This window comes from Streptomyces sp. NPDC046909 (genome assembly GCF_040644695.1).
GTDB lineage: Bacteria > Actinomycetota > Actinomycetes > Streptomycetales > Streptomycetaceae > Streptomyces.
This window is the reverse complement of sequence record NZ_JBEYXC010000008.1, coordinates 1-14,532: the sequence shown is the minus strand read 5'-3', so window position 1 is coordinate 14,532 and position 14,532 is coordinate 1. Positions and strand designations below refer to the sequence as shown.

The window sequence follows — 14,532 nt, the reverse complement described above, 5'->3', positions numbered from 1 at the left end:
TGCCCAACCTAGGCAAGAGACCGGACTGGACCACTGCGGTGGGTCTGTCAGCCCCCGGTCATGGCAGGGAGCGGCCACGTGCCGGCGGCAGCTCACGTCACGGTGGTCACAGCCACCCCCGCCGGACCGCCTCCGCCCCCGCCTGGAAGCGGCTCTGCACCCCGAGGCGCTTCTGGAGGTCGGCGGTGTTGCGGCGGACCGTGCGCAGGGAGACGCCCATCTTGCGGGCGATGCCCTCGTCGGTGAGGCCCGCGACCAGCATCTTGAGCAGGGCCGCCTCCCGGTCGGTCGGCTCGTCCTCGGAGAGGTCCTGCGGAATCGTGCCGAGCGGTACCGCGCTCTCCCACACCAGGTCGAACAACTCCTCCAGCGCCCGCACCATGCTGGGGTACCGGATCAGCAGCGCGCCCTGTCTGCTGTCGTCGGCGTCGATGGGGATCACGGCGGCCGTGTGGTCGCACAGGATCATCCGCATCGGCAGCGTGGGGGCCGTACGGGTCTCGCCGCCGACCGAGGCCAGCCACGTGGCGTACTCGACGGTCGGGGCGTCGTTGCGGACGCTGTCCAGATACACCGTCTTCATCCGGACGCCGCGCGCGAGGTTCTGTTCGTCCAGCGGCCGGCCCGCCTCCAGGGCCGCGGCGCTGAGCGCCCCGCCGGGCACGAAGGTGCGCACCTCGACGGCGGCCCGGTGCGCCAGCTCCATCAGCCGGACCCGTACCGCGTCGAGGCCTTCGAGCCGTTCCACCCCGCTGTCGGTGCGGTGGGTGGTGAGGGTCGCGTACTCGGTGGCGAGGGCGGCGAGCGCGGCGCGCTCCTGGGACAGCCGGGCCCGCTGCTCGTCGAGTTCGGCCTCCCGGCGCAACAGCAGGGGGGAGAGGCCGACTTCGGGGCTCACGGGCACGAACTGGTGGTCGGCGGCCTCGTGCAGCAGGGACAGCTGGGTGAGCCGGTCGAGCGCGGAGCGGACCTCGGGGTCGGTGAGGCCGGTGTCCCGGGCGATGTCCTCCAGGGTCCAGGAGGGGTGCAGCAGCAGGGCTCGATAGACGTCGTGGGTCGATCTGTCGATGCCGATGGTTTCCAGCACTCATCCCCCTGCAAGATCGGTGACCGGTCGGGTCCGTGACTGGTCGGGTCCGGTGACCGGTCGGGTCCGATGACTGGTCGATTCGAATGGACAGACGGTATCCGATCGTCCGTTTTGGTGGGTGGATGTGCCTCGCGTCCTGCCCCGCCGTCCCTGCACTCCGTCCGGCCGGGCTCCCGCTGGCAGCCCCCGGCCATGGCCACCGGGTGCCAGTCGGCAAGCGGTCCAACGGCTGTTCCGGGGGCCTAATGTCTTGCTCACCGGGAAGCGACAAGGCGGAATCCGCCGAAGCCGACCGGTGAGAAGACATCCAACTACCCATATATGAAAGGGAGTTCAGTCGTGGCCCTGACCAAGCCCACCAACTCCTGGCGCACCGCCGCCCGCACCGTCCTGACCGTCGCAGCGGTCACCGCTCTGGCCGCCGCGGCCCCGAGCGCCGCCTTCGCGGACGACACCGATCCCGCCACCGAAGTGGTCGTCGGCACCCAGCCGCCGGCCGAGCCCGAGGAGGACGTCACTGACGTTCCCCCTTCGGACGTCACCCAGACGCCGGGTACCGGTACGGGTACGGGGGACGGCAGCGACCTCGACGACCCCGTGCCGACCAAGCCCTCCAAGCCGGGTGACACCACCAACAGACCGTATTGCGATCCGGCCAACATCTACACCCCGACGAGCAAGGGCTCGAAGTACCACAAGGGTGTCGGCGCGACCCTCTCCAACACCAACAACACCTCGCGCACGGCGAAGTCGACGTTCACCTCCGAGGTGTCCGGCACGGTCGGCGTCAGCGTCACGACCGGGCTCTCGGTCAGCGTCGACGCGATGATCGCCAAGATCGAGGCCAAGTACGACGTCACCCTGTCCGCGTCGATGACCGCCAAGCTCGGCAACACCATCAGCGTGGACACCCCGGCGAAGACGACGACGAACGCGAAGTACGGCGTCTACCGGCTGAAGAACACCGGCACCAGCTACCACATCTACGACAACTGCGAGGCCTCGCCGAAGAAGACCGTCACCAGCTACACGCCGATGAAGGTGGGCTGGTACCTGTGGGAGGGATGATCCTCCGCCGCCCGGGCCGGGCCGCCGTTCTGGCGGCGGCCTGCCTGGCGGTGGCACTGAGCAGCGGCTGCTCGGGCAGCAAGGACGAGGCGGGGAGCGGTGGTTCTTCGGCCACGGCTCCGGGGAACGCCGCGTCCGCGCACCCCGAGGCCACCGCGGAAGCCACCCGGCGGGCGGAGAACGTCGAGGGCGAGTCGGTGACCGAGGCACCGCAGTTGATCGACGGCGAGACCGTGACGTCGGTGACCGACGTGCGGGGGAGCCGGGCCGTCGAGATCAAGGGCGGGGTACGGCCGGGAGCGGTGGGCATCGCCGTGAACTGCCGGGGCGAGGGCACGCTGACCGTCGAGTTGCACCCGGTCGGGCTCAGCTTCCCGCTGAAGTGCGTCGCCGGCGAGATCAGCAGCACGTACAACCAGATCGACCTGAAGAAGGCACGCGAAGAGGCCTGGGTTCAGGTGACCGCAGGCTCCGGAGTGCGCTGGGCGCTGTCCGTCGGACAGTGACGGACGGCGAGTGGCGGGACTTCGGGAGCCGGACGGCGCCACGCGGGGGGTGGCGCCGCCCGGCCATGGGAAAGGGGCGGGTGCTTTGGGGAGCGCCCGCCCCTTTCGCGCCGCCGTCACCGACGGCAGCGATGATCACTCGGTGGTTACTCGGTGGTCTTCTCGATCACGACCGTGCCGACCCCGGCCGCCGTGCCCCGCGCGTTGGTCAGCTTGATCTCGCCGAAGAACTGCCGGCCCTCGGGGCCCGCCGTCTTCGCCGTGACCTCGCCGGAGACCGTCGCGGAGGCGCCGTTGGCGAGCGAGACCGTCTTGGCGGTGTCGACGCTCAGCGAGCCCAGCGCGGCGGAGTAGTAGACGTCCTTGTAGTTGTACGTCGTCGTGCCGGCCGGGACGTCGTAGCCGTCGACCCGCACGGTGTACGTACCGGCGGCCGGCTTGTCGATGCTGACCGACTCCTCCGAGTCGCCGTCGGCGGACTGACCGACGACGGCGCCGTCCTTGAGGACGAAGAGGTCGAGGTCGGCGCCCGCGTCCGAGACCCCGCCGATGGAGACGTCGAAGCGCTCGGCGCCCTCGGGCACGACCACCGTGGTCTCCTGCGAGGCCTGGTGGGCGATGGTCGGCGTCGCGAGCTTCGCGGAGCCCAGCGAGCCGCCCGCCAGCTTGCCCTCAATGGCGGCGAAGGTGTTCTTCACGGTCCACTCGGCGGTGGCCGGCGTACCGATCTTCGCCTCGGGGATCGTGACGACGGCCGGCTCGAAGACCGTGCCGAGCACGGAGACGTCCAGCTTGTACGGGTTGTCCAGCTCCGGCGACGTACGCCGCGACTCGACCTCGATCTCCCAGACACCCGGCGTCGGGTCGGTGTACGTCCGCAGGTCGGGACGGCACGTGTTGGGGTCGCTCGGGTTCGAGTAGTGCGGGTAGCAGTAGATCGTCGAGCTGTCCTCGACGGCCACACCGTACGGGTGGATCGAGATGAACCGCGTCTGGCTCTCGCCCTTCAGACCGCCGAGCGCGACCTCCAGGGTCTTGGCGCCCTCGGGCACGGTCACGAAGTACGACTTGCTGCTGTTGCGCTGCACCGAGCCGGAGTCGGAGAAGGAGTACGCCGGCGAGGCCAGCGGGCGCGAGACCACGACCGTGCTGAGGATCTGCTTGTCGACGCCCTCGGTGCGCTCGTCGTCGAGCTCCAGGATGGCGCTGTGCACCCCGGCGGTCTTCGCCTTCGCGCGGACCTTGACGGTGACGGGCTGGTTCAGCGGCAGCGCGATCTCGTCGTCACCGACGACACTGAAGGTGCCGTCGTTGTAGCGCCACTCCAGCTCGTGCTTCACGGCCCGGTCGGGCCCGCTGGTACGGGTGACGGTGACGTCGTACGTCTTCGACTGACCGGTCTTCAGGCCGCCCTCGCGGTCGTAGAGGCCGGTGCCGAAGCCCGGGTCCTTCAGGAACTGGTCGAGCGCGGTGTCGACCGGGGCCTTGACCGTGTAGTCGTGGGCGGTGGCGCCGTCCTTGATGGCGTCCCAGGCCTGCACGATGCGTATCAGACCGGCGCCCTGGACGTGCGCCGGGACACCCTTGATCTCGCGGGCGGTGCTCACCAGCGCGGTGCGCAGGGTCAGCGGCGACAGCTCGATCTTCTTCTGCTTGGCGGCGGAGATCAGCAGAGCCGCCGCGCCCGTCGCCTGCGGCGAGGACATCGAGGTGCCCTGCAGCATGGCGTAGCCCGGCGGGAGGCTGTAGCCGGCCTCGGCGATCGGGGCGCCGGGCGCCCAGGTCTGGATGGTGTTGATCGCGGCGCCGGGCGCGGTCAGCGTCGGCGTGAAGCCGCCGTCCTCGCGCGGGCCCGCGGAGGAGAAGGGCAGCATCGCGTACTTCTTCTCCACGACCGAGCCGTAGTTGGCGGCCCAGGTCTCCTTGGAGATGGCGGCGCCGACGCTGATCACCTTGTCGGCGAGCCCGGGGTCGCCGATGGTGTTCGTGCCGGGGCCCTCGTTGCCCGCGGAGATCACCAGCTGGACGCCGTACTCGTCGATGAGGCGGGTGTAGAGCTGCGCGCGGGCGTTGTTGCCGTCGTTCAGCGGGGGCAGACCGCCGATGGACATGTTGACGATGTCCACACCGCGCTTGGTGACGAGGTCGATCATGCCCTCGGTGAGCGCGACGTTGGTGCAGCCGCCGGTCCAGGTGCAGGCACGGGACGAGACGAGCTTGGCGCCGGGGGCGGCGCCGTTCATCTTGCCGCCGAAGAGGCTGTTGGCCGCGGTGATACCGGCGACGTGCGTGCCGTGCCGGCCCTCGATGACACCGATGTTGACGTAGTCGGCCTTGGCGCCGGCCGCGTTGTAGACGACGTCCTTGCGGATCTCGACGACGAACGGGATGCGCTCGGAGACCGCGGTCGCCGGGTCGTCCGTACCGAAGTAGCCGATCTGGAAGTTGTCCTTGTACGGCTTCAGCGCCTCGTTGTTCGTGAAGTCGCCGTCGTTGTCGAGGTCGACGCGGGCCGTGCCGGCGGCCGGGTCGTAGAGCACGCCCCAGACGTCGGTCGTGTCGCCGTCCCGGTTGAGGTCACCGGCCATGTCGCCGCCGCTGGTGGCCGACTCGGCGAACAGCTGGAGCTTGTACGAGCCCGCGGGCGCCTTCCAGGTGCGGCCCCCGGCGGTGAAGTCGGGGCCGGTCACCGAGGCGGTCATACGCAGCCAGGTGCCGTCGCGGTCGGCGACCGGGTCGGTGGCCGTCACCCAGTCGACGATCTTGCGCTCGCCGGTGGTGGTCTTCTGCAGCGCCGGGTGCCCGAGGTCGACACCGGAGTCCAGGATGCCGATGGTCACACCACGGCCGTCGTACTTCGGGTGGTCCTCGACGAAGGACACCGCGCCCGTCTCGAACGACGGGTTGTACGGGTTGGCGGCGGGCGTCTTCTTGCCGGGCCCCGTGTAACCGGCCCCGGCGGCGGAGCCGCTCGTGGCGGACGACGTGCTCGTGCCGGTGCCGCCCGGCTCCGGGTCGTCGAGCGGGATCTCCTGCTTGAGGTCGATCGCCTGGACGGAGGAGAGCTTCTGGGCGGCGGCGAGGGCCTTCTCGGCCTTGGCCGTGGGGACCGTGGCCCGGACGTAGCCGAGCTTGTCGTCGGTCTTGCCGACCAGTCCGCCGGCCAGCCCGTCGAGCTGCTCGGCGACGGTCTCGGTCTGCCCGGGCTTGGTCGCCACCATGAAGGTGACGTTCTTGTCGCCGTCGGCCTGCGCCTCGGCGAGCAGGCTCGCGTCGTCCGAACCGAGCTTGTCGTGCGCGGACTTGACGACCGGGTCGGCCGCGGGAGGCGCGTCGGCTGCGGCGACGGCCATGGGTATCGGTCCGGCCGCGGAGAGCGCGGCCACGACACCGGCGGCGACGGCTATGCGCACCACGCGTCTCGCGCCGCCCGATATCGGGCCGCGCTGGGGGGTGAAGGTCATCGGCATCCCTTGTAGGTAAAGGAACGTGCGGTGGCGGCCGGGGCCGATCGGTCCTGACCGCGAAGGTCCGGAAATGCGACCCGGACGATCGCACAGCTTTACGCATGGGAAGGATGTTTAGGGAGAGTTGACCGAATCGATATGGGGCGGTGGGGAAAACCCGCTATCCCCTTTAGGGAGTTGCCCCACAAAAGGGGCAAACCGGAGACCGGATCCTCAGGATTCTCTGGTACGCGCGTAATGCCGCGACGCCTTCGCCCGGTTCCCGCACGCCGCCATCGAGCACCAGCGGCGCGTGCCGTTCCGTGAGGTGTCGAAGAAGTGCAGGACACACGCCTCGTGGGCGCAGCCGCGGATCCGGTCGGGCGCGACGGAGAGAAGCTCCAGGTAGTCGCGGGCGGCGAGCCAGGCCGGCCCCCAGGCGGGGTCCTTGAACTCCGGTGTCTCGCCTGGCCCTTCGGCGGTGAGGGTCGCCCGGATCCGGCCATGCCCGAGCACCGCGTCGACCCCTTCCGTGACGTTCTCGTGAACGGCTGCGTACAACGCGTCCCGCGCCCGGAGCACATGGCGCAAGGTGGGCGCGTCCGCCGCGAACCGCCCGTCGAGCGCGTTGGCCGCCAGCCATACGGCGAGCCCGTCGGTGCCGGTGAGCAGGTCCTGGAGGACCCCGTCCCGCATCCACCGCGTGTTGAGCAGGTCGAGCGCGAGGGGCTCGCCGGTGAGGGGGCGGGGGTCGGCGGACATGCGGGGCTCCTTCCGGGCTCCTTCCGTACTAACCGGTCAAGGGTACGTGACTGGTTGCGCGATCCGTGACTAACCTTTAATTTATATGTGAGAGGTTAGATCTGCTGAAGGGGACAGCCATGACCTTGAGTACGAGCCATGTCGGCCTGAACGTCACGGACCTCGACCGCTCCCTCGCCTTCTACCGGGACGTCCTGGGCTTCGTCCCGGCCGGAGAGGGCAAGGAGGAGGGCCGCCGGTACGCCTTCCTCGGCGACGGCGAGCGCCTCGTCCTCACCCTGTGGCAGCAGGCGGAGGGGGCGTACGACGCCGACCGCGCGGGCCTGCACCACCTCGCCCTCCAGGCGGACTCGATCGAACGGGTCAGGGAGTACGAGGAGGCGCTGCGGACGTTCGGCGCGCGGTTCGCCTACGAGGGCGTCGTCGCGCATCGCGAGGGCGGCGCGTCGGGCGGCATCTTCTTCCACGACCCGGACGGCACCCGCCTGGAGATCTCGGTACCGAGCGGCGCCGAGGGCGCCCCGGCACCGGTCGAGTCCGCTCCGACCTGCGGGTTCTTCTAATGCCGGGCACGACGGGCATCTATCACGCGGGCTCGCTGGCCGTGCAGGAACGGGTGGGCGTGAGGGAACTCGCCGCGCGCATGGGGCGGGCCAGCGGCGAGGGCATCAAGCCGGTCGCGGCGGCCTTCCTGGAAATCCAGCCCCTGCTCGTGGTGAGCGCCGCGGACCCCTCGACCTCCCGGGTCTGGACGTCCCCCCTCACCGGGACGCCGGGCTTCGTCCGCGCCACCGGCACCCACCAGATCTCGGTGATCGGCCGCGCCCCGGAGACCGACCCCCTCGCCACCGCCCTGGCCACCCCCGGCACGCCCCTCGGCACGATCGCCCTCGACCCGCGCACCCGCCGCCGGATGCGCCTCAACGGCCGCGTCCGGCCCACCGCGCGCGGCTACGCCGTGGAGGCCGACCGCGTCTTCGGCAACTGCCCCAAGTACCTCCAGAAACGGGACTCGTACGAGGTGGTGGCCGGCCGGGGGGCCGAAGCCGCCCGGCGCGGCAGCGAACTGACCTCGGAGCAGGCGGAGTTCATCGCCTCGGCCGACACCTTCTTCCTGGGCACCGTGCACGCGGAGGGCGCCGACACCAGCCATCGCGGCGGCAACCCCGGTTTCGTGAGCGTCGATTCACCGGGTGAGCTGAGCTGGCGGGACTACGCGGGCAACTCCATGTTCCTGTCCCTCGGGAACATCGAGGCGGACCCCCGGACAGGGCTGCTCTTCCTGGACTGGCAGACGGGGACGACACTGCAACTGACAGGGGAGGCACTGCTGGAGTTCGGTGCGGACTCCGGTGCGGACAGCGGCGAGGAACGCCGGGTCCGCTTCACCGTCACGGAGGTCGTCGAGCGGCCGTCGGCGGTTCCCCTGCGCTGGTCGGCACCGGAATACTCACCGGCCAATCCTGACCTCGCAGGCTAACTTCCGTGTATGCGGAAGAAGTTGAGGGTGGCGGCCTACGCCATATGCGTCCGTGAGGATCAACTCCTGCTCGCCCGTTGGATCGACGACGACGGCAACCCGGAGTGGACCCTGCCGGGCGGCGGGATGGAACACGGGGAGGATCCGTACGACACGGTGCTGCGGGAGGTGGAGGAGGAGACGGGGTACCTGGTGGAGATCACCGGCCTGCTCGGCGTGAACTCCTTCCGCCACTCCATCCCTCGCGGCCTCGGCCAGGACATCGACCAGCACCAGGTACGGCTCGTCTACGAGGGCCGCGTCACCGGCGGCGAACTCCGCCATGAGATCGGCGGCTCCACGGACATGGCGGCGTGGCATCCGCTGGAGGACGTGCCCGCGCTGAACCGGGTCGGGCTCGTCGACGTCGGCCTCCGGCTGTGGCGCGAGCGCCCGGCGGCGGGGCGGGCGGTGTAGGGGTGAGCGGGCGGCCGGTGCGGCACTGGTCGGGCGGCCGGTATAGCGGGCGTACCCACGAAGATGAACACGGAGTGACCGCCTCCGAGCCGTTCGAGGAGCGGTCGTGGACGCGGAGGGTGGCCGTGCCGTAGCCCAAGATCCACGTACGGTGATCGGCGTTGCGCGTTGCCGTCTCGTTCACGCGCAGGTCATTCCCGGTGCCAACGATCCAGAGCGAGCGGGTCGTTCGCGACAGCGAGCCCCCGCGACCACTGCCGACGCGTTCGCACTCGGGGAGACCGCGCCATGTCGCGCATACGCTCTGTCGCCACCTCCGCCCTGGCGGTCAACCGCCGTACCGTCCTCGCCGCCACCGGCGCCGCCGCCGTCTCGGTGGGCGTCGGCTACGCCCTGCGGCCCACCGACAGCCAGGCCGCCACCAACGCCACCGGCACGGCCGACGCCGGTGCCGCCGAGGCGCCCGTCGCCCAGTCCCGGCAGGCCCCGGCGGCCGCCCCGCTCGCTCCGTACACGCGCGGCACGACCGTCGCCACGGTCGCCGCCGCCCGTACCTCCTCCGGCTTCCGCCGCCTCGGGAACGGTCACGGCTGGGCGCGGGTCGTCCGCAGCGACCTGGCCGCGCCGAAGTCCGGCCGCGCCGGTCGCCGTACCGCGCTCGCCGCGTTCGTGCAGCTCACGGACATGCACCTGATCGACGCCCAGCACCCGCTGCGCCTGGAGTACCTCCGCTCGACGGACGTGCACGCCTGGCGGCCGCAGGAGGCGCTGACCGTGCACGGCGCGATCGCGCTGGTCGAGCGGGTCAACGCGCTGCGCGGCGGCCCGGTGACCGGCGCCCCGCTGCACTTCGCGATGACGACCGGCGACAACACGGACAACAACGCCAAGACCGAGCTGGAGTGGTTCCTGAAGGTCATGAGCGGCGGACGCATCAGCGCCAACTCCGGTGACCCGCGGCACTACGAGGGCGTCCAGAACAGCGGCCTCAAGCAGTACTGGCAGGCCGACAGCGCGGTCCGCGACCACGACAAGCAGCTCGGCTTCCCGCACCTCGACGGCTTCCTCGCCGCCGCGATCCGCGAGCTCAACAGCCCCGGTCTGAACCTCCCGTGGTACTCCACCGTCGGCAACCACGACGCCATGCCGCTCGGCTGCTACGCCTCGCACGCCGACCCGTGGCTCACCGAGTTCGCCGTCGGCGGCAAGAAGCTGATGAACCTGTCCGCGTCCGAGGCCAAGAAGCTCCAGGACGCCATCAGGAACGCCAAGGACCCCAGGGGTGTCGGCTTCCGCGACCTCCTCAAGTCCCACGCCCGGGACATGCGCTCGGTGACCCCGGACGAGAAGCGGGCGCCGTACACGCCGAAGGAGTACGTCCAGGCCCACCTGGACCCGGCCTACCGCGGTCTCGGCCCCGTCGGACACGGCTACTCCACCGCCAACCTCGACGCGGGCACCCAGTACTACTCCTTCCGCGTCGCCGAGGACGTCATCGGCATCAGCCTCGACACCACCGACGCCGGCGGCCACTACGAGGGGTCCGTCGGGACCGCCCAGATGAAGTGGCTGGACAAGACGCTCACGGACAACAAGGACTCGTACGCCGTCGTCTTCAGCCACCACACCAGCAAGTCGATGGACAACACCCGCCCCGACCCGGCCCGCCCCGGTGAACGCCGGCACAGCGGTGACGAGGTCGTCGCCCTGCTCGGCCGCCACCGCAACGTCCTCGCCTGGGTGAACGGCCACATCCACCGCAACGAGATCACCCCGCACGCCTCGTCCGGCGGCCGGTCCTTCTGGGAGATCTCCACCGCCTCCCACGTCGACTACCCCCAACTCGCCCGCGTCGTCGAGCTGGTGGACAACAAGGACGGCACGATCTCCCTCTTCACCACCTGCGTCGAGTCCTCGGCCCCGCACCGCACGGACTTCGCCGACCTCTCCCAGACGGGCCTGTCCGCCCTCTACCGCGAGCTCTCCTTCAACGCGCCGGGTGCGAGCACGAAGCTGGGGGGCTCGGCCCGGGACCGGAACACGGAGCTGGTGCTGAAGAAGGGCTGAGCCCGTTCGGCTGGCGTACGAGGAAGGGCACGTCATCGGTCTCTCCGTTGAATTCGGTCAGCTCCGCCCGCGCGTGTCCTCAGGGTGGTCACCTCACTCGGACGGGTGATCGTCGGCGAACGTGCGGCGGACAGTCGCACATGTGCGTACGTTGGGTAATCGTGAAGCTGGTGGTGCAGGTCAAGCTGCTGTCAACGCCTGAGCAGGCGTTGGCACTTGAGGCGACCCTGCACGCCTGCAACGAGGCGGCCAACTGGCTGTCAGCCCAGGCGTACGGTCGGCAGGTGACCTCCCGGTCCGGCCTCCAGGCCCTGGCCTACGGCGAGCTGAAGAGGCAGGGCCTGTCCGCGCAGCCCGCCCTGCATGTGCTACGCAAGGTTGCCGACGCCTACACCGCGCTGGAGGCGAACCTGAAGGCCGGAAACCTGGGAAGGCCCGGCTCGAAGCGGCACATCAAGGCCACCGGCAAACCAGTCGCGTTCCGCGAGGACGCGGCCCAGCCGTACGACGACCGCTGCTTGTCCTGGCAGACGGCCGAGCGCACGGTATCGATCTGGACCACGACCGGCCGCCTGAAGAACCTTGCCTTCACCGGCCAGGACGACCAGCTCGCCGTCCTGGCCGCGTACCGCAAGGGCGAGTCGGACCTGCTGCGCCGAGGCGGCCAGTGGTACCTGATCGCGACCTGCGATGTTCCCGAGGCCATGCCGAACATCCACCCGGCGGGATTCCTCGGTGTGGACCTGGGGATCGTGAACATCGCCTCCACCTCCACCGGCAAGCGCCACTGCGGCCGGCGGCTGAACCGGCGCCGGGAGGCGGACCGCAAGCTGCGCTCCAAATTGCAGAAGAAGAACACCAAGTCCGCCAAGCGGCGGGCGAGGAGACGCGCGGGCAAGGAAGCTCGCCGGGCCCGGGACATCAACCACAAGATCAGCAAGAGCATCGTGGCGGAGGCTCAACGCACCATGCGCGGGATCGCCCTGGAAGACCTGGGAGGGATCCGCGAACGGGCACGGCTACGCAAGCCCCAACGCGTCACACTGCACTCCTGGTCCTTCCACCAACTCGGCAGCTTCATCGCCTACAAAGCCAAGCGGGCCGGGATCCCACTGGTTTACGTGAGCCCGGCGAACACCAGCCGGGAATGTTCCAGGTGTCACCACGTCGACAAACGCAACCGGCCCTCTCAGGCCGTCTTCAGTTGCAGGTCCTGCGGCTTCGTTGAGCACGCCGACCTGAACGCGTCCCACAACATCGCCGATCGCGGCTGGATGGTGTGGGTCCGCGGGGCCGAGTCACAGGCCCCTGCCCTCACCCTTGTCGCGTGAGAGCTGGACGCAGCCGGGCCTCATCACCGCCAGTGATGACCCGAGCAGCAAGCCCGGGACGTCAGCCTCGGGCAGTTGACCGGGGACTGGTCGGGGCAGTGACGGAGTGGTCGAAGCGGGATTCTGTGGCAAGTAGGCCTTTGCCAAGAAGGGTTTTACGACCTGCGCGTTTCGGTGTAATTGCGCCGACCCCGACACGAAGCACCGCGTTCATGCGTATGTAATGTCCGTACCGCCTCATATCGGCTAACCCGCAGTTCACGGGGATGGCTCGATATGAGTGCAAGGCGGGTGATCGTGTGCGTGTGCTCTCGGTCTACGAGGGGTTCTTCTCCGGAGGAGCCCGGATCGTGCACAGCGACATCGTTCTGGGCCTGCTGGAAGGCGGCCAGGACCATCGGGTGCTGAGCGTGCACGGCGAGGTGCACCGCGAGGCCACCCGGCAGCGCATGGAGGACGACGCCTGCTACCGCTCGCTGACCTCGGCGGGCGTGGCGGTGTCGTCCCTCGGCCGGGTGCACGGCGTTTCGGCCGCGTTCACGGGCGAGGAGCTGGCCGAAACGGCGAGGGTGACGGCCGCGGCGGACGTCATCCTCTCCCTGAAGGAACAACCGCTCGCCCTGCTGAACCAGGCGGGCCTGCCCCGCCGCCCGGTCGTGGTCTGCCTCCACCGCTCCGACCCGGAGAACCAGGGCGAGGCGCTGGAGGAGCTGAAGGCCGCCATCGCCGACGGCACGGTCGCCGCGTGCGTCTGCTGCGCGGAGTCGACGCGGGCGGCGTACGCGGCGGCGGGCATCCCGGCCTCGCTCCTCCACGTCATCCCCAACGGCGTCGACCTGTTCCGCTTCCGCCCGGACGCGGCCCGCCGGGTGCGGCTGCGCGCGGAGCTGGGCATCCCGGCCGACGCCCCGGTGGTCGTCTTCGCCGCCCGCTACGACGGCATGAAGAACGTCCCGCTGTTCGTGGCGGCGGCGGGGGAGTTTCTACGCCGTGAGCCGGACGGGCAGGTCCTGATGTGCGGGGCGGGGATGACGGAGGCGAACGCGGCGCTGGCGGCGGAGCTGGGGCTGGGGGTGGGCGCGGTGGACCGCGGGCGTCTGCATCTGTTGGGCGTACGACGGGACATGGAGACGGTGTACGCGGCGGCGGATGTCGTGGCGCTGACGTCGGCGTGGGGCGAGGCCGCCCCCCTCTGCCTCATCGAGGGCATGATGTGCGGCGCGGTCCCGGTGACCACGGACGTCGGCGACAGCGCGGCCATCGTGACCGGCCACGGCATCGTGACGGGCTGGGACCCGACGGAGATCGCGGCCGCGTGGATGGAGGCGGCGGCACGGCGGGGGGAGCTGGCTCCGATTCTGGAGGCGAGCCGCGAACGCTTCAGCCGGACGCGGATGGTGGCGTCGTACGCGGCCTTGATCGAGAGCGTGGTCAGTGGGGGAGGGGTGTTGACAACCGGTCAGCGGACCGCCGAAGATCCGCTGGCTGACAAGGAGATGTGGTGATGTCGAGGTTGTCCGTCCGGGTCGCGCTGCGGTCCCAGAGGTTTCTGGAGCCCGGTGAGCAGATCCGGGGTGTGGTGCTGGCGCAGGGCGGGATGAATCCCTGGCTGCTGACTGTCTGCTTCATGGCCGGGTTCCTCGGCGTGCGATTCGCCGTCCTCGTGGCCGGTGCGCCGGGTGGGGCGGCCGATGTGGCCTGGGGCGCGCTGGGCGCGGTCGTCGGGACGGCGCTCGCCAACGCGTTCTTCACCCGACGGGTGCTGCTGGCGACCGACCGGGGTCTCGTGGTGCTGGAGTACCCGCGGTTCGGGTCCATACGGCCGACACGCGTGCGTGCCCGACTGCCGCTGGGCACGGGGATCGGCCCCCTGTCCGGCATCTGGGCCCGGACCGAGGTCGCCGGTGAGCGGCTGTGGGTGCACAAGAAGTGGCACAAGCACGCGGCCGCGTTCGTGCCGGTGCGGATCGCCTGAGTCGCTGAATCTTTGGGTCGCTGAGTCGTGGACGCGCGTGGCAGTGGCCGCCGCCGCTCCGGGCGCCCCGGCTACCGGTGCCCCGGCTACCGTTGCTCCGCATGACCCACACCGAGACCGAGATCACCGCGGACTTGATCCGGGACCTGCTGCGCGACCAGCATCCCGACCTCGCCGACCACCCCGTGCGGCTCGGCGCGCGCGGCTGGGACAACCAGCTGTGGCGGCTCGGCGACGACCTCGCCGTCCGGCTGCCGTGGGCCACACAGGACGCGGACACGCTCCTGCGCAAGGAGCACACCTGGCTGCCCGCCCTCGCCCCGCACCTCCCGCTCCCCATCCCCGTCCCGC

12 protein-coding genes and 1 pseudogene are annotated in these 14,532 nt (G+C 70.3%); 10 read left to right on the top strand and 3 right to left on the bottom strand.

Annotated elements, in window-relative coordinates; all coding sequences use genetic code 11:
- Positions 1–106: 106 nt before the first annotated feature.
- Positions 107–1,087 (bottom strand): helix-turn-helix domain-containing protein, encoded by a 981-nt coding sequence (locus ABZ928_RS25950; protein ID WP_361523470.1) that lies wholly within the window; start codon positions 1,085–1,087, stop codon positions 107–109.
- 342 nt (positions 1,088–1,429) lie between these two features.
- Here ABZ928_RS25950 and ABZ928_RS25945 point away from each other — a divergent pair, with 342 nt between their 5' ends.
- Both ABZ928_RS25945 and ABZ928_RS25940 read left to right on the top strand, forming a co-directional pair.
- Positions 1,430–2,158 (top strand): hypothetical protein, encoded by a 729-nt coding sequence (locus ABZ928_RS25945; RefSeq protein ID WP_361523467.1) that lies wholly within the window; start codon positions 1,430–1,432, stop codon positions 2,156–2,158.
- Positions 2,155–2,664, top strand: coding sequence for a hypothetical protein (locus tag ABZ928_RS25940; RefSeq protein ID WP_361523465.1), 510 nt, complete (start codon positions 2,155–2,157; stop codon positions 2,662–2,664). Before ABZ928_RS25945 ends, ABZ928_RS25940 begins: the two co-directional genes overlap by 4 nt.
- 146 nt (positions 2,665–2,810) lie before the next feature.
- Here the strand turns inward: ABZ928_RS25940 and ABZ928_RS25935 are convergent, their stop codons facing one another.
- Together ABZ928_RS25935 and ABZ928_RS25930 are read right to left on the bottom strand one after the other, a co-directional pair.
- Positions 2,811–6,128, bottom strand: coding sequence for a S8 family serine peptidase (locus ABZ928_RS25935; protein WP_361523462.1), 3,318 nt, complete (start codon positions 6,126–6,128; stop codon positions 2,811–2,813).
- Positions 6,129–6,344: 216 nt separating this feature from the next.
- The gene (locus ABZ928_RS25930; protein WP_361523460.1) at positions 6,345–6,872 is read right to left on the bottom strand and encodes a CGNR zinc finger domain-containing protein; all 528 of its coding nucleotides are present in this window, start codon (positions 6,870–6,872) and stop codon (positions 6,345–6,347) included.
- A gap of 119 nt (positions 6,873–6,991) precedes the next feature.
- Between ABZ928_RS25930 and ABZ928_RS25925 the strand changes: the two genes are divergently transcribed.
- The 8 genes and pseudogenes from ABZ928_RS25925 to ABZ928_RS25890 form a co-directional block, all read left to right on the top strand.
- Positions 6,992–7,435, top strand: a complete 444-nt coding sequence (locus ABZ928_RS25925) for a VOC family protein (protein ID WP_361523457.1) — start codon at positions 6,992–6,994, stop codon at positions 7,433–7,435.
- Entirely contained in the window at positions 7,435–8,352 is a 918-nt protein-coding gene (locus ABZ928_RS25920; protein ID WP_361523454.1) for a pyridoxamine 5'-phosphate oxidase family protein, read from the top strand. Before ABZ928_RS25925 ends, ABZ928_RS25920 begins: the two co-directional genes overlap by 1 nt.
- 9 nt (positions 8,353–8,361) lie before the next feature.
- Positions 8,362–8,808, top strand: coding sequence for an NUDIX hydrolase (locus ABZ928_RS25915; protein ID WP_361523452.1), 447 nt, complete (start codon positions 8,362–8,364; stop codon positions 8,806–8,808).
- 288 nt (positions 8,809–9,096) lie between these two features.
- Positions 9,097–10,875, top strand: a complete 1,779-nt coding sequence (locus tag ABZ928_RS25910) for a TIGR03767 family metallophosphoesterase (protein WP_361523449.1) — start codon at positions 9,097–9,099, stop codon at positions 10,873–10,875.
- A 161-nt stretch (positions 10,876–11,036) separates the two neighbouring features.
- Positions 11,037–12,206, top strand: coding sequence for a transposase (locus tag ABZ928_RS25905; protein WP_361523446.1), 1,170 nt, complete (start codon positions 11,037–11,039; stop codon positions 12,204–12,206).
- 305 nt (positions 12,207–12,511) lie between these two features.
- Positions 12,512–13,711 carry a glycosyltransferase gene (locus ABZ928_RS25900; protein WP_361524645.1) on the top strand — a complete coding sequence of 400 codons (1,200 nt, stop codon included), beginning with the start codon at positions 12,512–12,514 and terminating at the stop codon, positions 13,709–13,711.
- Entirely contained in the window at positions 13,711–14,181 is a 471-nt protein-coding gene (locus ABZ928_RS25895; RefSeq protein ID WP_361523443.1) for a hypothetical protein, read from the top strand. Before ABZ928_RS25900 ends, ABZ928_RS25895 begins: the two co-directional genes overlap by 1 nt.
- A gap of 101 nt (positions 14,182–14,282) precedes the next feature.
- Positions 14,283–14,532, top strand: a pseudogene (locus tag ABZ928_RS25890) (aminoglycoside phosphotransferase); the annotation flags it as partial.